Genomic DNA, 18,424 nt, shown 5'->3' with positions numbered 1-18,424 from the left:
TCATGAGACTTCCAACATCTGAAGAAATTAGAATACTTATCCCTGACGCCTCAAGAAAGTTCCTGCCCCAAGGAGCTAGTTTTGATGATGAAAGTATGGAATTTATCTGTAACCTTGATACAAAGGACATTATCGCATGCCCTGGTAGCGGAAAGACAACTGCACTTATTACAAAGCTATACATACTATCTCGGTTCATGCCTTTCACAGATAATCAAGGAATATGTGTTCTTACTCACACGAATGTTGCTATGGATGAAATCAAGTTGAAGATGGGCGTTGAAGCATCAATTCTGTTCGCATACCCCAATTTCTTTGGAACAATACAGGAGTTTACAGATAAATTCTTAGCCATCCCAGAATTCTTAAATATATTTGGGATGCGACCAGTTCGTTTCGATGATGAGTATGTTGATAAATTGACGGATAGTAAGATATCTAGGGCAGCGCGTTCTTGGTTATCTAAGCATTATCCAGGATTGATAAAAGATCTTCGGCTAGATGATAATTATGACCTACGATTAGGTATCAATGGGAGTGCTGCTGAATTCCCATTAAAGGATAAAAATAAGGATACATACAAGAGTTTGTTAAATGCAAAATATGAAGTTTTTTCTAATGGATATCTTAAATATGACGAAGCATATTGGCTAGCTGATAGGTATCTTAACAGAAATCCTAATCTTTGCTATGTCTTTTCGAGGCGATTTTGTTTTGCTTTTATTGATGAAATGCAGGACACTACTGCGCTTCAGATGAACATATTAGATAAAATATTCATTCCACCTACCGTTTTTCAGCGGATAGGAGACCCAAATCAGGCTATTTATAACTTTGCACGAGCAGACTTAGATTGGAATGTTGCCCCTAATCCAATACGAATACCAAACTCAAAACGGTTGTCTTGTTCTATTGCCTCAGCAATTAGAAATGTATGTATACGCCCTGAGAATTTGAATGGAGATCTCTGTAAAGAATGCGTTCCACCCACTGTTATTCTGTTTAGAGACCCCATATCTGTTATACCAAAATTCTCTGAATTAATACAGCTGCATAGAGATAAGTGGCATACCATTGATAACCCAATATATAAAGCAGTCGGTTGGGTCGGCAGAAGAGAAGATGAAAATAGTGACAAGCTTTGGATAGGTAGTTATTTCCCTGATTATCAGAAACCTAAGAAAACCAACAAAACAGCATTTGATTCATTAAAGAACTACTTAATAAACTACCACAGCGAAGATAACAATCAATCTAATCAAATATTTAATAGCATTTTAAGTGGCTTATTACGGACTCTTGAGATTCTAAAAATCAAGAGGACTTCTCTGAGTGGTAAGCTAGTGCCGTACTCAAAAGATACTCTACTCAGAGAGTTAGCAGACAAACATCCTGCTTTTTATCATAGATTTCTTGAAAAGGCAGCAAAATGGACAAAAGCAATATACTCACATGGATGTAATCCACAATGTGAACATTATTCGTGTTTGTATGCAATGTGTGTGTGGTTGGAGATTATAAATTTTATCGAAGACGAATGGGCTACAATTATGCAGTTTAACACAGATTCTTTAAGCGATTTTATTGATTCTGAATTAGATGGCATTAATTCGCAATGTCATAACTTATCAAATTCATATGCTGTCTCAGACATTACCATTAAGATTGGAACTGTTCATTCAGTCAAGGGTGAGACACATACCGCTACGCTTTATCTCGAGTCCTATTTCAATGGATCATTTGAATCCAAACGACTGATTGATTACTTTGTTGGCACCCACAATGATCCCAAAAACGATGCATACAGGACTACTCTTAAGGTTTGTTATGTTGGTCTAAGCAGACCGACTCACTTTCTTTGTGTAGCATTTCAAAATGATAATGTTAGCGAAGCAAATCTAACAGCTCTAAAGCAAAATGGATGGATAATTGAAAGAGTATAGACTATCAATATACAACAGTTGTTGTCCTACACTTCCAATGAAACGGCGGAAACGGAGTATGCGCCCCTGATACTCCTACAGGATTCATCTCTGAGTCATATTCGATCTGATCGTCCTTGATCCAGGGTGCGAGGGCTTTAATGTATTCCCGAGCATCATCCAGGCTGTTGGACTTGGTGTCCAGAGCCATCAGGTTGTCCATTACTTCCAAGGCATCGTTTAGAGGGTAGATCTTATCCTGGGCAGCCAAAGCCCGGCAGATGTCACTGGTGCGGTCATCCAGGATAACTACGAGCTTGTAGTATTTGGCTTTAGCTTTCTTGTAGCCCTGAAGCCTTCCGAACTCTCTTATTCTGAGAGCAGTATGCTCTGCCAATCCCTGCCAGTAGTGGGATGATCTGTTGGCGAGGTCATTGAACTGGTCTTTGAGAGTATCAGTAAGCATCTCCTTGGTATAACCTTGCTCGATTGCCTTGGAGAGTGTGTCTGCAAAGTTCTGTCTGACGTCAGCTTCAAAGTGATTCCCGATCCAGAACAATTGCTGCTTCCGAATGGTGGAAGATAAGTGTTGGTCTTCAATACCCCAGAGTCCGATGCTGGTCTTGGTTGGAGCTTGCACTTGTGTGTCCTTAAGTCCGAGCCGCACACAGCGGTCTATTATTGCTTTGGTGGGCTCATTGACCAGGGCTGCGAAGTCATCTCCCAACCGGGTATTGATGATGCTCATAAGCTTATCTATTGAGCTCTGGTTGAGTTTCTCTGCTCTCGGCATGTCACTCAGCATCTGGATAGCTAAGCGTGCGGCATCCCTGATCTCGGTCTTCCAGGCATTATTGAGGACCCGGTAGTATTCAAGCATGAGCTGATCATAGTAGTTCATCAGAAGCTGAACCTCCGAACCTTTACCCTATTCCTGCCGATATCGTATTCAGAGAAGCGTTCTAAGCAGCCAGCCAAAGCATCACAGCCATCGATATAGCCATCAGGATAGGTGAGGAATTGGCTGATGAGAGTAGGAGTATCCTGTCCCTCCGGAAACAGCACCTTGGCCGTCTCTATGATGGTCTCAGTTCTCTCGATGCGGAGGTTCTTGTTATCTTTGTTATCAATACGCTTGATTCTGTGACTGATGGGCGGTAGATGATTGTCCTGTGCCCACCTGTCGAAGTCAGCAAGGATACGAGCCTGTCCGTATGTAGTCTCACAGGCTGCTCTGGCTTTCACTCGGTAAGTTCTATCAAGCTCTTGGTAGGCATCGTAGTAGTATCTGAAGAACTTGGTATTCTCAGTCTGCCGTATCCAGACATGGATTACGTAGAACCTGTTACCATCGTAGCCTATAGAGATGACAGCCTTGTAGCAGCCTTTTTCTCCCCAGGCAGGATCAGCATAGAGCCAGACCCGTTTCATCTTTGATGGTTCGGGAAGGGTCCGGTACTTGGTAAACCAGTGGTTCTTGAAGATGTTTCCTTCGATAACCGGCTGTCCAAGCATCTCCCTTTGATAACCGGTCATCCCGAATTTAGCACGTAGGTTTGGCAGAGTGGCAGTAGGGTATTGCTCCTCCCAAATGGACTTACCATGCTGATCTTCGAGAGAGAAGCGTAAAATCGCTTTTTGGTGCGTTTTCAATACCGACTGGTATCCCAAGTCCAAATCGGGATTATCAGCCCGCATTTCACTTAATATGAGCTCTTGAAACTGGCAGATGGCATAGTTGGGATGTACCAGGTTACCGAGCCAGATGATCTTTCCATTTCCCTCGGGTGAGAGTGCTCCGGCAAGCTCCTGGGTTATCTTCTCCATTCTGCGCTTACCGATGGACTGGTTGCCCATGTTCTCTTCTTTATCGATATCATCACAGACTATGAGTCCCGGTCTTTTGGCTGTCTTGGGATTGATGGTTCCACGATGAGACTGCTTGATACTTCTGGCTCTGATCCTGGCTTTATTCTTGAGATAGAAGTCCAGATCAAAACTGTCCATTGGCTGCAGCTCCGGATAATCAATGGTGAGCCGCTTATTGTTCTGCAGCTCGTGCAAGGTGAATGCTGTCCTCTCCTGAGCCAAATCTATGTCTGCGGCGGTATGGATCACATAACGTTCACCTTTGATGATCATCCAGATGGGATAGACTACTCCCATGAGCACCGTTTTGCCCAGCCCCCGAAAACCGGTAATGGCGATGATGCCTGAGTCATTATCAGTCTCATCGAACATGGTCTCGTGCGCTGGGCAAAAAGGTAGGGGGAAGATATGCGGGAAATAGGTATGACAGAAGAACGAGAAGGCATCCCAACCCTCAGCAGTTGTCCTCCTTATCCTCTCTGCCTTGGCTTCAGGATTATCGTCTATAAAAGGCAAGACGGAAATCGTTTTAGATGCGATCTCCGCCAGTGCCTTGTTATGCCGCTGAATAAACTTCTTAGGCATAACCGGGTAACCCCCCGACGCCCAGGGGGACGGGCGTCGGGGACCCGGAGGTCGGAGGAACGGCCTTGTCGGGCTGTTGGCTTGGATGCTGTAGGTAGGTAGAAAGGTTCAACGGAGTCGGAGGCAACGGCTCCGCTGTTTGGAGGGTTTGGAGGGTAGGTAGGTTGTGTATGGAAGCAACCATGTCCGTGGCTGTAAATTTATCCATTTCTCACTCTCAGGTAATCTGCCAAATCGTGCAGAATGCTTTGGAACTGCTTAAGCAAGGTCTCATGCCCTTTCTCGATCATGAAGTCGGTAACCTGATCCAGGAACTTGACGATGTAGTCGTTCAGTTCTTTGGAGGGCTGCCGATCCTTCTGATCCTGCTTCATCATGCTCACCAGGCTTTGGATGGCTGTGTCGGCAGGATTCTTGGCATATTCCCGGAGCGCTTGAATGAGTGCCTTCTTGCGGGCGATGGCGATCTCGTGGTCGAGTTGGTTCTCTTCTTTGAAGAGCTCGTCCCACTTGCCGCTCTTGATCCACTTATGGACGGTGATGTCGGAGACTCCGAAGATCACCGCCAGTTCCAGAGGATCGGTCTTGCCGTTCAGATAGGCTTCTTTGCAGTTGTCCCGCTTGATGCGGAACTCACGGCTGTTACTCATACTCAGGGCGTACCTTGTATTTATCTAAGTAGGCGTTAAGGTCTTTGCCCTTGCAGCGCAGTTGACCATTCTCTTTAGTACGGAAAGCAGGCAGAGGGTTCTCTATGTCCCGTATCCAGCGATATACGCTGGAGCGGTCAACCCGGAGGATATCGGCTATCTCATCCGTGCGGTAGTTGCGTTCATCATTGAAGATACTCATTGTCTCTACAACCTCTGTAGTTTTGGTATTCATATATGCCATTATTCATTCTCCTGTACTTTTATCAAATTGAGATGCATTACCTTGCCACTGTTTCTTACAGAGATGGGAAGTTAAGGACGATCTGGCGGAACTGGCCTGATTCGTCGCGTTCATAGAAGTTGATGTACTGCTTGGTAGCAACTACCTGGATGGCCTGGTCGATCAGCTCCATAGCTTCCTTCCAGGTTTGATCTTTGATGTTGTAGCGGCGCAGGCGCAGGATACGATATTTGGCAATTTCGCCTTTCTTATCGACCTGAAATGCCTCGCTGATGATGGCTCGGAGGTTGACGTTGGAGTCGGCTGACCAGGCTTTGATGCACTCATCGATCTTCTGCTTGGCAAGTTGGAGTTCGATGCCGAACTGGATGCGTTCCTTGAATCTGATCTCAACTCTATATTTGCCGTCAAAGCTGTTGAGGACGGCATTGCCCTTCCAATCGAGTCCGTTCTTCTCGGCTACCTGCTGGAGATAGAGTTCCACATCTTCAAAGAACTGGTTCTTGTCTGCTACTATGCGGTCATGCAGCTTGATCGCCCGGTTGATGGTCTTGGTTACGATAGAGTCCTGCTTGAGGATTTCCGGCCTGATGATCGAGACCGGAATGCTCTGTCCGTTAGCGTCAACTCTGGTGGGAATGGGCTTCTTAGCCTTGGGGGTTTTGGGTGTGTCCATTAGATATCTCCTTTTGGGTTGTATTTTTGGCTTTATTTTCATTCTGTTTGATGTAGTTCTGCAGCATTGCGATCACAGCTCTGCGTTCCTTCTTGTTGAGTAGGTTCCAGTGGCTTTTGGAATAGTGTTGGATGGTAAATGCCCGTAGCTGGGACTCGGTCCATCCCGCAGTCTTCATGAGATAGAACATATACTTGCCCTGACGGTCAAAAGTAAAGATTTGAGGTCTGCCATGCTTACGGTACTTGAGCAGAAGTGCTTTCAGTTCAGTTAAGCGATCCTCCGGCAAAGCCCTAAGTGATTCGCCATAGCCCAAGCCCTTGATGATGAACTTGAAGTCATTTAGGGTCCAGTGAAACTTCTTGACCCGCAGGCCATGTATCTGTTGACGTAGTTTTCGTTCTCGTTGTTCCTGAGTCATAGAATGCCCTCGCTCTTTACTTGTGGTTAGTAGTTTTAGTAGTTTTCTTACGGCGTCTCTGAGGCTGGATGCCGCACTCGGCCCGCTTCTCGCTAATGATGCCTTTCTTGATCACCGAGCCGACTTTGCAGATCATGCTTATGTCCTTGGTATAGTAACCTGACTTACATATACCCACCGCATCAACTGAGATCAGTGCCTCCAGATAGAGATAAGCCCACTGACGGCTGCGCTGCATCTTGAAAGCCAATTGTCGGATGCTCTTTATTTGGCTCTTTTCAAGCAGGAAGCAGATATCCTGGCAGGCTTTAAGGTCGAATACCCAGTTGCCGCAGTAAATGGTTGATACATTGATATTATAGCGGCCCCGGTTGGTTACATAGATATCCTCGTATTTGGATACCTTGCGGATCACATTGCCTGTAATGAGTTGGTTAAGGCGCTCCTGAACCACATCCCGGTCTACTCCGGTGCACTCACAGATCAGATCTAAGTTGAAGTAGCTGACGAAGCGGTCTACGAAGCGGTCGATTATAATGCTTTGCTCGTTCATAATGCCACCTAAATATGGTTCATGGCTGGGATAGGATTGATTTTACTTCTGACTTCAAGCATGTGCATGATCTTGATGGCTTTCCTCAGATTCCCAGCTGCGTTGAAGTGGATGTAATTGACCAGGGACTCCGGGCAGGGAATATTCATCAGTTCGGTGCCCAACATTCTAATATCATCCTTGCTTACCGCTTCGAACTCGTAGAAGTAGTTACAGCGGTCAAAGTAGTAAGCATTGATCTGGTTAAGCCTATCCATGGCGTTCTGCATGCCCACCAGGATCACCACTGCGAAGGTCTCATCCACCAGATCTCTGACCGATCCGAGTAACTGAGGATAGCGGAAGGCGTAGTCGATCTCATCAATGATGATGACGGTATCCTCATTATCGAGGAGCAGTTGGATACATTGCTTGTAGATGTTGTTGGTAGTACCCACGGGGAGATAATCACCCATACCCAGGCTTCTGTATAGATTCTGGAGCAGTTCCTTGGCGAAGGTTTTGGGAGTGGTCGTGGCTTCCAGTCTGATATACACGTAGCCACGAGCATAGGCAGCACGGCTGGCATAGGTGGTCTTGCCGAGGCCGGGTCTGCCGTACAGCATGCCCAGTCCCACCATCTCCAGGCGGGGACGCTTAAGCAGGAAGTCGATGCACTCATCGGCTTTCTGGACATTGTGGATCGGGACAAGTTTACCTTGCTTCATCTATTTCTCCTTATTTGATTCCGATCGTCTTGAGCATTTTCTTGAACTCCTCATTGTCGAAGGGATCGAACTCGGTTGATCCTTCGGCAACAGCTTGATTTTGATCGTTGTGGGTCTGTTCAGGTTGGCTGGCGGCTATTGCTTTTTCCTGTTCGATTACTATCTGTTCCAGCCTGGCGATCTCCTCTTCCGGACCCGGGGCGGGAGCCTCGATCATAGGTGCTTGCAGGAAGATAGGATTGTTATCAGCTGGAATCTCGTTCATATAGCTCTTGAGCAGCTTATCCACCGATTCCTGATTGCTGCGCACGAAGCTCTGGGTCCGCTGTTCAGTCAGCCGCTGCAGCTTCTTGATCTGGGTATATTCCTGGCGGTATTCCTTATGCGATTTGCTGTTCTGCAGATCGGCCTGGATGAACGGATGCTGAGCCTGGCGCAGGGAGGCCTGGCAGATAAAGACATCCGCCTCGTCATAGACCAGCACCCATCTCGCATCCGCCAGATCGTATCTGATTATTACCGGCTTACCCATGTGAAAGACCAGGTCGGGATGCCAATACTTCAGTTTGTTCAGCACAATGCCCTCGTTGCGGATGGCTTTACGTTCTACGCTCAGCATCATGAAGTTGAGCTGAGAGGGATTGACCAGCCTGTCCTGCGGCTTGGGAGCCGAGTTGAACACCTCCCAAGGTTTACGGTTATCCAATCCCCGGTGAGGGGTGATGCCATATACATATCTGATATAGTAGCCGATCATCTGCATCGCTTCTTCAGTGGTGGGCGGCTCGCAGGTATAGAGCTTCTTGATCCACTTCTCGTTACGCATCAGAGTGGCAGGTTTATCGGCTATATTGGCTCCCCGGAAGCTGCTGATGAAGCGTTCAAACTGCTCCTGGAAGGTCCGGAAGAACCGCTCGATGATCTTGGCCTTGGCATTGTAGCTTTCGGCGAACTGAGCTCTGATTCCCAACTTGGGAAAGATGCCACCTAGTTCCTTAGCCAGGTCATGCCCTTCCCACTGTTCGTGGAACAGCTTGCTCTTGAAGGCCTTGCCGTTATCGAGATAGACATACTGAGGCAGAGCTCCCCAGTTGAGGAAGCCATTGCGGAAGGCAGCCTGGATGTGCTGGCTGTCCTCAGTGAAGGCAAGCGTGGCACCCACCGGGTATCGGGATGCCCAGTCGAAGACCATGATCATGGTCATGCGTTGCGCTTTTCCGGTCTTGGGATTGAGGATATCGAAGGCCAGAGTGTGCCCATCGGCTACCCAGACTTCGCCCACGCTCAATAGTCTGCTATCCCGGTGGATAGTCTTGATGATGTGCTCAGCTACGAACTTGCTGCCCTGCCTTGCCTGCTCCCACATTGCCAGATTGTCATCCCGCCACTCTTCGACCCAGCGTCTAAGCGTTGGTACCGAACTAGGTGAGTCGATCAGTCCGGACTCGGCTTTGGCTTTCAGGAACTTGAGAGCGCTGCCGATGCTGATCCGGTTGGGATGCAGTAGGATCGCCAACAGCACCTTGCCTTCCAGTTCGGTGATCTTGCGTTGCCGTTTCTGATAGCGGTTGCCATGCAGGAGAGCATACATATCCTGCTTGCTCTGTTCATAGCGTTCCAGCCAGAGGCGTAAGGCCCGTTCGGTGCGCTTTCCTTTCAAAGCATAGAGTTCCGGAGCCAGGCTACCGTTATTGTATTCCTTAGTGAGCAGTTCCCACTCCCGGCCTTTGGACTCGCTATGCTGGAGCCGTTCCAGCACCGTGGTGCAGAAGTAGCCCATCAGTTTGGCTTCGTGATCGTATTTGACTGGCACCCGCTCTTGAGGAGTAAAGTCGATGTACTCCTCCTCAGGATCGCTGGGATCGCCTAACTCTCCTTCCCTAGCTATCCTTTCATCAGGTATGGTGATCTCATCCTCTGTGACAATCGGAACTGGCTTGGGAGTCGGCTTAGGTTTGATCTCCTGGTCTTTCCCAATCTGGTTGAGCAAATCCTGCTTACCCTTCCAATCAGGATAGATGCTCTGATAGAGCTCCGCGTAGGTCAGGGGATCGATTTCATCATAGATGCTCATGCTTGTCCTCCTCGCTGTATTTGTAGATCAAAGCGCTGTGCAGGTCTTTGCCATCCACCTTGAGAGTGATCTCAATAAAGCCGGCAGGCACCAGGTTTCTGGCTTGGCAGTCTGCCATCTCCTTGATATATAAGGAAGGCTCGGTCAGCAGGAAGGTTTTCCTAACCTTGTAGCCATCCTGCTCGACCAGATGCTTGTGCACTTCGATTCGGTTGCGCTTGATATAGCGCCATACGGTGCGGGGGGAGCAGTTCATCAGCTCCGCTGCCCGCTCCACGGTCAGCCAGACTGACCTGATCTTGTTCTTGCTCATGTTCAGCCTCTGCCAATAATTCTCTGGTACCGGTAAGACCACTGTGACACTTCCACTCCGGTGGCGTGTCACAGAGGTCGGATAATCTGTCACAGTGGTAGCCTTTTTCTGTTCTGGCGATCTGTCACAGCGTTCAACATATCTACTGATCAGCATCGGCGGCTTTTTTCTCCGCTTGGAAGGGTGTGTGACACGTGTCACAGAGGTCAGTGTGTCACAGAGGTCATCCTTGACCCAAGTTTCTCCGGGCTCGTAAGTAGTCGCTTTCATAAGCGCCTCCCCTTAGTTATTGTTGGGTGCTATATAACTGCATCGCAATAACTTGGGAAGTCCTTTCTGCGCTTTCCAGCGACTAATGAAAACTATCTGATACGAGCGGAAAAATCCGCCACCGAAGCACAACTATATAAATAAGCATTGACAAAAAGATTAGACAATTTATCTTGTCTACGGATGCATAATCTTACCCATACGGCAAAAGGTCAAGCAGAAAATGACCTTTTAGGAGGAATAATGGACACTAACGATATCGGCAGCAGGCTGGGAATGCTGATTAAAGCAATGAAATTGAAGCAGTACCAGTTTACCGAAAAGTTTGGCATCTCTGCCAATTCTCTGGACCGCTACAAGAACAATGAGCGGTTTCCCGACCCTCAATTCTTGGCCAGATTGATCGATGCCGGAGTGAATGTGAACTGGCTGTTAAGAGGCGAAGGCAGTATGTTCATCCTGGCTCCCTGGGAGCTTGGAGATGACGTCAGGACTACCAAGAAAGTCCAGATTGTGGATGGTAAACCGGTCTTAGTGAATGATTTTGATACCACTTACGTGCGTACCTCAATCTTCCCGATCGTAGCGGAAATATCCGCTGGATCACCCATGGAAGTTCCCGAGGATATGGAGCCGGCGGAATCAGTCGAAGTCCCCACTCGCTATATTCCCTTCGGTACGGATAACTACGTGGCCTTCCGAATCAATGGACAAAGCATGGAGCCGCAGATCCTGCACGGGGATATTGTCCTCATCAAAAAGCAGATCACCTGGGATGGTTTGGACGGGAAAATCTGTGCTGTCAGATACGAGACAGGCATTACTCTGAAAAGGATACAGTATGATGAGGCCCGCAGGGGAGTTGCCCTCCAACCTCTCAATAAAGACTACCGGATCGAGTTTATAGACGCTGATCAGAGTCAGTGGTTAACGATGATCGGCCCCCTAGCACTTCAGTTACGGCTCTATTAAATTTGTAAACTATTTCAAAAAATTTGATGTTCTGAAAATACCTTAAATTGAGGGCAAAATTGAAGGAATCGTGATATCGAAACGTCCAAAAACGTCCAAAGACCACTGTGACACAGTCTAAAGCCAGTCCTATCTATCTCTCCACCCTATAAACAGTTAAGACCTCTGTGACAAGTGATATCGATTTGAAAATTTGGGTGAGAATTTATATCTCTTTTTGCCCTTACTTGACAGCATAAATCAAGTGTTAATTTGGCCTTAATCAAGCGTTAATAATTAACGCTTGATTAAGGTATGTTAAACGATAGATTGATAGCTTTAAGCAAGGAAAATAGGAAATATCAGAATGTATTAACCTGCATCAAATGAAAATAATGCTCCGGTGAAAAAATATGGGAATGCGAAACTTGGGCTAGGATTGACAAAATGAAAAGAATGTAATTGATTGTTTGGCCTTATATAGATTGTGAGTAACGAGGATAGTTAGAATGTCCTCAAAGAACCTGATAAATAAAGAGTTGGAATTTACACCAACATTTGGGACTTAACTCTCACTAATGTGACTTTTCTCATTTTATTTATGTAAAATTTGTATAAATAAGTTTATAGAATAAATACATAACCCAATTAAAGCAGCATATAATAAAATGGATAAGCTGCGATTTACTTCTGGATGTATAAAACTAATCTGATAATTTAGAACTGTATCTATTATAATGTGCCAATAAACAATTATTATTGCTATTTCAAATAATATGCTAGCCAACATTTTAACTATAATAGAAATCTTTTTAAAATGATATTTTTTGTATTCATAAGATTCGTCTTTTGAAGGAGTATCTTTTACTATGAATTTTGATAATTCTTGTTGTATTTTATCCAATAAGAATACTAATACTACTAATAAAAGTGATAATAATTCAATATTGTTGTTTTCCATTATTTAATCAGTAAATAGTTCTTTAAGTTTAATATATGTATCTATACTGCATTCAATTTCCCCTACAGATCTTTTTACTCTACTAACTTTTTTTAGTGTAGGAGCTTCTATGCTTAATTTTTGATTCATCCTATCCATAATTTCTGGAGATGTACAAATCATAATCATTTTATCGTCTCTTTTATTAGAACTTTCTAAGATTTTTCTAATATACTGAGATAATCTAATTTCTAAATCTTTACTATATTTTGATAGAACATTTTTTAAAAGAGTATTCGATGCTTTGTCTGTAATATGAAACATAGAAGATATCTGTTGAACCGTTGGTAATCCTTCTTCAAAAACATGGCAAATAATCAAGAAAAGTCTTAGTTGCTTAATTTCGTCTGCTTTTGAAAACATAGGATTACCTGTAAACATTATAATATATTCCTTGATTGCAGGAATTGCTAACTTTGAAAGTGATTCATTAAATTTTTCATCATGTATATTCAAATACTTAATTAATAAATCTTTTTCAGATTCAGATATATCCACTTTTAAAGTAATAGATAAATCCATTTTACATACCCCTTTTATATTTTAATATATTAATATTCTTATAATTAATAAATAAATAGGAACTCATTTATTTAATTTCCGGAATCCAGTTCAGCAGATGATTGATTACTCTTCTTTTCCCTTATCTTTTCATGGTAAACAAAGAATATGCAAATCCATTTTTTTCAACTGCATTACTTGTTTTAGAGACATAATTATTCTATATCTGAGTAACATTATCATACAGCAAGGGTAGATTAGTTTCCCTGATTCTAAATTTAGTACCGTGATTATGCCCTGTTCTTGCATCAAAATCAATATAAATGAGGTTATCTTCAAAAGTGTCTATAAACTTGTTCATAGAAAAATTACTCAACATTTTTATATCATTATATTGAAGATACTCCTTTCCATTCTCTTTCTTTACATCTACCAAAATAAAAAAGCAATTGGTTAGTTTAGAACCAATATGCGCAGATAAATCTCTAAAGCCCCAATAAGGTTCCGGATTCAGGTTACCAAGACCTATTCTTTGGTCAACCTTTTTAAGCCAGTCATTATGTTTCGGGTCAATTTTAGAAGCATCAAATCTAATAATAATCTTTTCATTTTCTCTATCCAGTTCCACAGTGAATCCTCTATCACTAAACCTTTTACAACAGATTGTCTGCCTGAAACTTAATTCCGAATTTGGATATTTATGTCCTGCTTCTTGATGTTGCCACCCATAAAAGGGTAATAATAAGTTAGCTACAATACCTGCTTTCCTTGGTGAAGGTTCATTATGAAGCAATGTGGTTAAAGAAGAAGAATTCTTTCTTTTAGTTTTAAGTTCCCATTCCCCGGCATTGGCAATAGCCAAGTTATTTTCTTTTATTCCCAATAAATCTTCCAACATATTACCTATTGAGCCGGCATTTCCAACTCTCAGATTTTCAATCCAACCCAAATTTCTAATGTCTCTTAACTTTTTGATCAAATCGTCTTTTGTAACCACCACCATAAAATCATCCTTATTTTTCTCTATTACTTGGAGGTTTCCAAAAATCAAGCAAATATTCAAAAGTTGTTCCCATCGTGATATAATTACTGGGCCATCCAAAAATACCTATATTATTAACGATATTGGTCCTATCCCAAATAATAATATTTCGGAGCTCAAAACCTCTTTTCCTAAGTTCTTCGGTTAAGGATATATGTAAAGTTATTCTTTTATTTTCCCACCAGAAATCGGGTACATTAATAACACAATGTCCCTTATATTTCAACGATGGTAATAGATTTTCAAAAATATCTCCAATAGCCAAAGTCCATTTTTCCACTGAGTAAGTTCCAAGGTCTCTTTCATCTTGGGAATATTGTTCAATTTTATTCAACTGACCATTATCCCTGTCTCTTCTTGATTTGTTCTTGCGTTCCCTGTTCAATAAATTAGAATATGGTGGAGAAGTTAAGATAAGCGTTATTGATTGATCGGAAAGATATTGATTAATATTTCTGGCATCATCTTCTATGGGAATTTGCTTACAGCTATTGAAAGCATTCTGCTGAATTAATCTATTGTGACATAATTCAATATATTCTTTCTTCAAGTCAAATCCTACACAATTTCTGTTTAAATCCTGGGCTGATACTAAAGTTGTTCCACTACCTACAAAGGGATCAACAACAAGCTCACCCTCATGGGAAAATAAACTAATAACTTTCTTTGCTAAACTTATAGGAAAGGTGGCAGGATGAATGTTTTTATCTCTAATATCCCTTTTTTCATATATGAATTGCCATACACCTAATTGAGATGTTAGCCATTCTTTTGCCGTCATACAATTTATATGACTGGATGGACAATTACATAATCTGGTATATCTGTTTTTTTTAAGCTCTTCCTTGAGAGTATCGTTATTTGAGTTAGCCATATTTAATCAACCTATATGAAATATAATAATTCCATTTAAAAAAAGGATAAATTGAAGTCAATACATTTTTTTATAAACCCCCCAGTCATTATATGTTATATCAGTTAAGACCATTTTTTTAAATATCTACTTTGAAAATCTAATGATACTGAAATATTTAAAATGATTTATACTTTGTGCAGATATGGCTATGGATGCTTTATAACAAAACGAGGATATCAAATAAACAGCAGTTTTGCAAATTGCAAAAGTTGAAAATAGTTTTACTGCAAAATAGAATCTCTTCTAAAATATGTAAGTTAACTTATTCAAAAATGAGTAGATTAATATGAAATTGGGTATCAATATACTTCCTTGCTTTTATAACAGAGTTCGCAAAAGATACTTTATTCTTTATTTTTTCCGAATCTATATTGGGCAAACTTAAGGTCTAACTATAACTGCTAATTGAGAATACTATTTTCTTTGGATTAATTAAACGGGGTTATAAATAAACAGGAGGTAATTAATGTAGGAGAAAAATCATATATTAAAAAAATACTTGACAAGACAGGAATATTAAAAATAAAGTAAATAATAAAAAATTGTTAAGGAGTAACAATGAAAAAATTACTGATTGTAATCATCGCCCTTGCCCTTATTTTTATCCTTGCGGGCTGTGCAAAAGGTCCCGAAAGCGTTGCCAAAAAGTTTGTTTCTGCATGGAAGAGCCAAGATATGAAAACGATGGTAAAGCTCTCCACTCCAGAAAGCAAAGAGATGATTGGCATGTTCTCTATGTTTAAGGTTAAAGATGCAACCTTAGGTGAAACCAAGGTAACTGGAGACAGTGCTACCGTCAATGTAAAATATACTACTGAAGATGGAAAACAAGATGAATTTGATCTGAATCTGGTAAAACAAGGCAGTAAATGGTTGGTAGAAATTAAAGGAAAATAATGTCCTTCAGAGACCTTACCCTATTAGGTCTTACATCACTGATAATTTTATTAACTGGCAGTTCGGCAATTTCTTCAAGTCGGACTGCCAATTTATCCTTGAATGAGAAGTGTGAATTTCCTCAGCTATCCTCGCTCCAATTGAAGGATGGAGATGTAATTCTCAGAAGAGGGAACAGCATATTCTCAGAACTTATTGCCAGAAATTTTCCCGCTTCTGAGGGTATGTCTCATTGCGGTTTTATTTTTAAGATTGATGGTCAATATCAGGTAATTCATACTATTTCCAAATCTCTTTCCGACATAGATGGCATACGCATCAACACATTGGAAAAATTTGTGCTTGATGCAAAACAAAATCGTATTTGCATTATTCGTTATCATAAAAAACTTAATTCTGATTCAATGAAAGAAAGATGCCTCGCACTTTTAAAACAAAAAATCCCTTTTGATAACGATTTTGATCTCAATGACTCTTCCAAATTGTATTGTTCGGAACTTTTGCGCTATGTTTATCAGGAACAGGGTGAACCGGATTTCTTTGAAATGCGTAAAATTGTTGGTGTTTCTGTGATTGATTTTTCTACTTTTTTTAACACAGAGCTTTTTATCCCCGTTTATAAAAACTACTAATTTCTTCAAATACTTCAACCCTAATAGCTATTAACCATATACAAGGTTAAAAGTGTTGACAGAAACAGAGGGCAAAATTTGTTAGCGCCAAGTATGAAAGACAATAAGAATATAGAGTGATACAAAAAAGCAGTTGACAAAAAAAGGGTGTTAAAACTTGATGACAAAACTTGCTGCCGATGTAGCTCAAAGGTAGAGCAATTGATTTGTAATCAATAGGTTGGGGGTTCAATTCCCTTCATCGGCTCCAGAAATTATAGTCGTGGAGAGGTTCCCGAGTGGTCAAAGGGATCAGACTGTAAATCTGCTGTCAGATGACTTCGGAGGTTCGAATCCTCCCCTCTCCACCAGTAGATTTTAGATATAAAAAAGAAAAGCGGGAGTAGCTCAGTTGGCTAGAGCATCAGCCTTCCAAGCTGAGGGTCGCGGGTTCGAACCCCGTTTCCCGCTCCAAAATTTTTTTAATTGAAGTAAAAGCTCAAGTAGCTCAGTTGGTAGAGCACCTCCTTGGTAAGGAGGAGGTCACCGGTTCAAGTCCGGTCTTGAGCTCCACTTTTGAAGTTAAAGAGATGTTTTTAATTTCAACATCTATGATATTAAGAGGAATATATACCTGAAGGTGTATATTTTTTAATAAATTAAGAAAACGAGACGGGCTTGTGTGATTCAAGTCCAGGAGGAACAATGGCAAAAGAGAAATATGTTAGAACTAAACCACATCTGAATGTGGGAACAATTGGTCATATTGACCATGGAAAAACAACGCTAACTGCAGCGATTACTTTGTATCTGAGTAAAAAAGGCGGAGCCAAATTCCGTACTTTTGATAGTATTGATAATGCTCCGGAAGAAAAAGCCCGCGGAATAACTATTGCTACAGCCCATGTAGAATATGAAACAGAAAAACGTCATTACGCTCATATTGACTGTCCTGGTCATGCTGACTACATTAAAAATATGATAACTGGTGCAGCTCAAATGGATGGTGCCATTTTGGTTGTGAGTGCTGATGATGGACCTATGCCACAAACCCGCGAGCATATTTTGCTTGCTCGTCAGGTTGGTGTTCCGGCAATAGTTGTATTTATGAACAAATGCGACCTGGTTGACGACCCTGAATTGCTTGATCTGGTGGAAATGGAAGTTCGTGAATTGCTTGATAAGTATGAATTTCCGGGTGATGAAGTTCCCGTAATTCGCGGTTCTGCTCTTAAGGCACTCAATGGAGATCCCGAATCTGAAAAACAAATTCAAGCTCTTCTGGATGCGGTAGATAGCTATATTCCGCTTCCCGAACGTCCAATTGATAAGCCCTTCCTGATGCCTGTGGAAGATGTTTTCAGTATTCCGGGTCGGGGAACTGTTGCCACAGGACGTGTAGAAAGAGGTGTTATTAAAGTTGGTGATAAAGTTGAACGCGTTGGAATTAGAGAAACAGTGGAAACAACCTGCACGGGCGTGGAAATGTTCCGTAAACTTCTTGACGAAGCACAAGCCGGAGATAATATTGGTGTTCTTTTACGTGGATTCGGCAAAAAAGATGTAGTGCGTGGAATGGTGCTGGCAAAACCCAAATCCATTACTCCTCATACTAAATTCATAGGTCAGACCTATGTATTAACTGAGGAAGAAGGTGGACGACATAAGCCCTTCCAAAGTGGGTATCGTCCTCAATTTTATTTTCGCACTACGGATGTTACCGGAAGCTTATATCTTCCCGAAGGAGTGAAAATGGTTATGCCTGGTGACAATGTAGAAATCCAGGCGGAACTCATAACTCCTATCGCTATGGAACAAGGTCTGCGTTTCGCTATCCGCGAAGGTGGTCATACAATCGGTAGCGGTGTTGTCTCTAAAATAATAGAATAAGAGAAACGGAAAAACAATAATGAGAGATATAATTATCCTTGCCTGTGAAGAATGCAAGAATCGTAATTATACAACTACCCGTAATAAAAGAAAGCATCCGACACGACTGGAGCTAAAAAAATATTGCCCCACCTGCCGGAAACATACTGTTCATAAACAGCGTTAGTAATTTACCCTAAAAAATGTTGCACAGGACAGTAGTTCAACTGGTAGAGCACCGGTCTCCAAAACCGGGGGTTGCGGGTTCGATTCCTGCCTGTCCTGCCACAACATTTTGGGGTATTATGATTTCCGAAGCAGGTTTTTCTTTCCGCAAACAAAGGGAAGTAATG

The 18,424-nt window shown here is 42.4% G+C and carries 20 protein-coding genes and 5 tRNA genes; 11 read left to right on the top strand and 14 right to left on the bottom strand.

Annotation, left to right across the window (positions count from 1 at the left end; genetic code table 11):
• Positions 1-2: 2 nt before the first annotated feature.
• Positions 3-1,943 (top strand): UvrD-helicase domain-containing protein, encoded by a 1,941-nt coding sequence (locus tag CLOAM_RS02335; protein ID WP_015424245.1) that lies wholly within the window; start codon positions 3-5, stop codon positions 1,941-1,943.
• 4 nt (positions 1,944-1,947) lie between these two features.
• Here CLOAM_RS02335 and CLOAM_RS02330 read toward each other — a convergent pair whose 3' ends face one another.
• From CLOAM_RS02330 to CLOAM_RS09925, 10 genes are all read right to left on the bottom strand, one after another.
• A complete protein-coding gene (locus CLOAM_RS02330; RefSeq protein WP_015424244.1) occupies positions 1,948-2,823 on the bottom strand; it encodes a phage minor head protein in 876 nt (291 codons plus the stop codon).
• A complete protein-coding gene (locus tag CLOAM_RS02325) occupies positions 2,823-4,376 on the bottom strand; it encodes a hypothetical protein (RefSeq protein ID WP_015424243.1) in 1,554 nt (517 codons plus the stop codon). Before CLOAM_RS02325 ends, CLOAM_RS02330 begins: the two co-directional genes overlap by 1 nt.
• Positions 4,377-4,576: 200 nt before the next feature.
• Positions 4,577-5,026 (bottom strand): hypothetical protein, encoded by a 450-nt coding sequence (locus CLOAM_RS02315; RefSeq protein WP_015424242.1) that lies wholly within the window; start codon positions 5,024-5,026, stop codon positions 4,577-4,579.
• Complete coding sequence (locus tag CLOAM_RS02310; protein ID WP_015424241.1) at positions 5,019-5,270, bottom strand: helix-turn-helix domain-containing protein; 252 nt, start codon at positions 5,268-5,270, stop codon at positions 5,019-5,021. The genes CLOAM_RS02315 and CLOAM_RS02310 overlap by 8 nt, the downstream gene beginning before the upstream one ends.
• 55 nt (positions 5,271-5,325) lie before the next feature.
• Positions 5,326-5,946 carry a DUF3164 family protein gene (locus CLOAM_RS02305; protein ID WP_044278830.1) on the bottom strand — a complete coding sequence of 207 codons (621 nt, stop codon included), beginning with the start codon at positions 5,944-5,946 and terminating at the stop codon, positions 5,326-5,328.
• The gene (locus tag CLOAM_RS02300; RefSeq protein ID WP_015424239.1) at positions 5,918-6,367 is read right to left on the bottom strand and encodes a hypothetical protein; all 450 of its coding nucleotides are present in this window, start codon (positions 6,365-6,367) and stop codon (positions 5,918-5,920) included. The genes CLOAM_RS02305 and CLOAM_RS02300 overlap by 29 nt, the downstream gene beginning before the upstream one ends.
• A 16-nt stretch (positions 6,368-6,383) precedes the next feature.
• The gene (locus CLOAM_RS02295; RefSeq protein ID WP_015424238.1) at positions 6,384-6,920 is read right to left on the bottom strand and encodes a hypothetical protein; all 537 of its coding nucleotides are present in this window, start codon (positions 6,918-6,920) and stop codon (positions 6,384-6,386) included.
• Positions 6,921-6,928: 8 nt separating this feature from the next.
• Positions 6,929-7,627, bottom strand: coding sequence for an ATP-binding protein (locus CLOAM_RS02290; RefSeq protein ID WP_015424237.1), 699 nt, complete (start codon positions 7,625-7,627; stop codon positions 6,929-6,931).
• 10 nt (positions 7,628-7,637) lie between these two features.
• Positions 7,638-9,701 carry a Mu transposase C-terminal domain-containing protein gene (locus CLOAM_RS02285; protein WP_015424236.1) on the bottom strand — a complete coding sequence of 688 codons (2,064 nt, stop codon included), beginning with the start codon at positions 9,699-9,701 and terminating at the stop codon, positions 7,638-7,640.
• On the bottom strand, positions 9,688-10,014 hold the full coding sequence (locus CLOAM_RS09925; RefSeq protein ID WP_232502697.1) for a helix-turn-helix domain-containing protein: 327 nt from the start codon (positions 10,012-10,014) through the stop codon (positions 9,688-9,690). The genes CLOAM_RS02285 and CLOAM_RS09925 overlap by 14 nt, the downstream gene beginning before the upstream one ends.
• Positions 10,015-10,527: 513 nt before the next feature.
• Here CLOAM_RS09925 and CLOAM_RS02275 point away from each other — a divergent pair.
• Positions 10,528-11,256 carry an XRE family transcriptional regulator gene (locus CLOAM_RS02275; protein WP_015424234.1) on the top strand — a complete coding sequence of 243 codons (729 nt, stop codon included), beginning with the start codon at positions 10,528-10,530 and terminating at the stop codon, positions 11,254-11,256.
• A gap of 574 nt (positions 11,257-11,830) precedes the next feature.
• Here the strand turns inward: CLOAM_RS02275 and CLOAM_RS02270 are convergent.
• The 4 genes from CLOAM_RS02270 to CLOAM_RS02255 form a co-directional block, all read right to left on the bottom strand.
• Positions 11,831-12,196 carry a hypothetical protein gene (locus tag CLOAM_RS02270; RefSeq protein ID WP_044278829.1) on the bottom strand — a complete coding sequence of 122 codons (366 nt, stop codon included), beginning with the start codon at positions 12,194-12,196 and terminating at the stop codon, positions 11,831-11,833.
• 3 nt (positions 12,197-12,199) lie between these two features.
• Entirely contained in the window at positions 12,200-12,757 is a 558-nt protein-coding gene (locus tag CLOAM_RS02265; RefSeq protein WP_015424232.1) for a hypothetical protein, read from the bottom strand.
• A gap of 199 nt (positions 12,758-12,956) precedes the next feature.
• Positions 12,957-13,739 (bottom strand): MvaI/BcnI restriction endonuclease family protein, encoded by a 783-nt coding sequence (locus CLOAM_RS02260; protein ID WP_044278828.1) that lies wholly within the window; start codon positions 13,737-13,739, stop codon positions 12,957-12,959.
• A gap of 10 nt (positions 13,740-13,749) precedes the next feature.
• On the bottom strand, positions 13,750-14,652 hold the full coding sequence (locus CLOAM_RS02255; RefSeq protein WP_015424230.1) for a DNA methyltransferase: 903 nt from the start codon (positions 14,650-14,652) through the stop codon (positions 13,750-13,752).
• 600 nt (positions 14,653-15,252) lie between these two features.
• On the opposite strand from CLOAM_RS02255, the gene CLOAM_RS02250 reads away from it, so the two are divergent.
• From CLOAM_RS02250 to CLOAM_RS02215, 9 genes are all read left to right on the top strand, one after another.
• Complete coding sequence (locus CLOAM_RS02250) at positions 15,253-15,591, top strand: DUF4878 domain-containing protein (protein WP_044278827.1); 339 nt, start codon at positions 15,253-15,255, stop codon at positions 15,589-15,591.
• Entirely contained in the window at positions 15,591-16,223 is a 633-nt protein-coding gene (locus CLOAM_RS02245) for a YiiX/YebB-like N1pC/P60 family cysteine hydrolase (protein ID WP_044278826.1), read from the top strand. The genes CLOAM_RS02250 and CLOAM_RS02245 overlap by 1 nt, the downstream gene beginning before the upstream one ends.
• A 175-nt stretch (positions 16,224-16,398) precedes the next feature.
• A tRNA-Thr gene (locus CLOAM_RS02240) sits at positions 16,399-16,473 on the top strand.
• A 14-nt stretch (positions 16,474-16,487) separates the two neighbouring features.
• Positions 16,488-16,573, top strand: a tRNA-Tyr gene (locus tag CLOAM_RS02235).
• A 26-nt stretch (positions 16,574-16,599) separates the two neighbouring features.
• Positions 16,600-16,676: transfer RNA gene (locus CLOAM_RS02230), tRNA-Gly, on the top strand.
• Between the two features lie 23 nt (positions 16,677-16,699).
• Positions 16,700-16,775: transfer RNA gene (locus tag CLOAM_RS02225), tRNA-Thr, on the top strand.
• Positions 16,776-16,907: 132 nt separating this feature from the next.
• A complete protein-coding gene (gene tuf / locus CLOAM_RS02220; protein ID WP_044278825.1) occupies positions 16,908-18,092 on the top strand; it encodes an elongation factor Tu in 1,185 nt (394 codons plus the stop codon).
• Between the two features lie 19 nt (positions 18,093-18,111).
• Positions 18,112-18,258 (top strand): 50S ribosomal protein L33, encoded by a 147-nt coding sequence (gene rpmG / locus CLOAM_RS09185; RefSeq protein WP_015424226.1) that lies wholly within the window; start codon positions 18,112-18,114, stop codon positions 18,256-18,258.
• A gap of 25 nt (positions 18,259-18,283) precedes the next feature.
• Positions 18,284-18,359: transfer RNA gene (locus CLOAM_RS02215), tRNA-Trp, on the top strand.
• Positions 18,360-18,424 lie beyond the last annotated feature (65 nt).

This window comes from Candidatus Cloacimonas acidaminovorans str. Evry, assembly GCF_000146065.2.
GTDB lineage: Bacteria > Cloacimonadota > Cloacimonadia > Cloacimonadales > Cloacimonadaceae > Cloacimonas > Cloacimonas acidaminivorans.
Note: the sequence above shows the minus strand (reverse complement) of the source record. Positions and strands in the feature narration are given on the sequence as shown.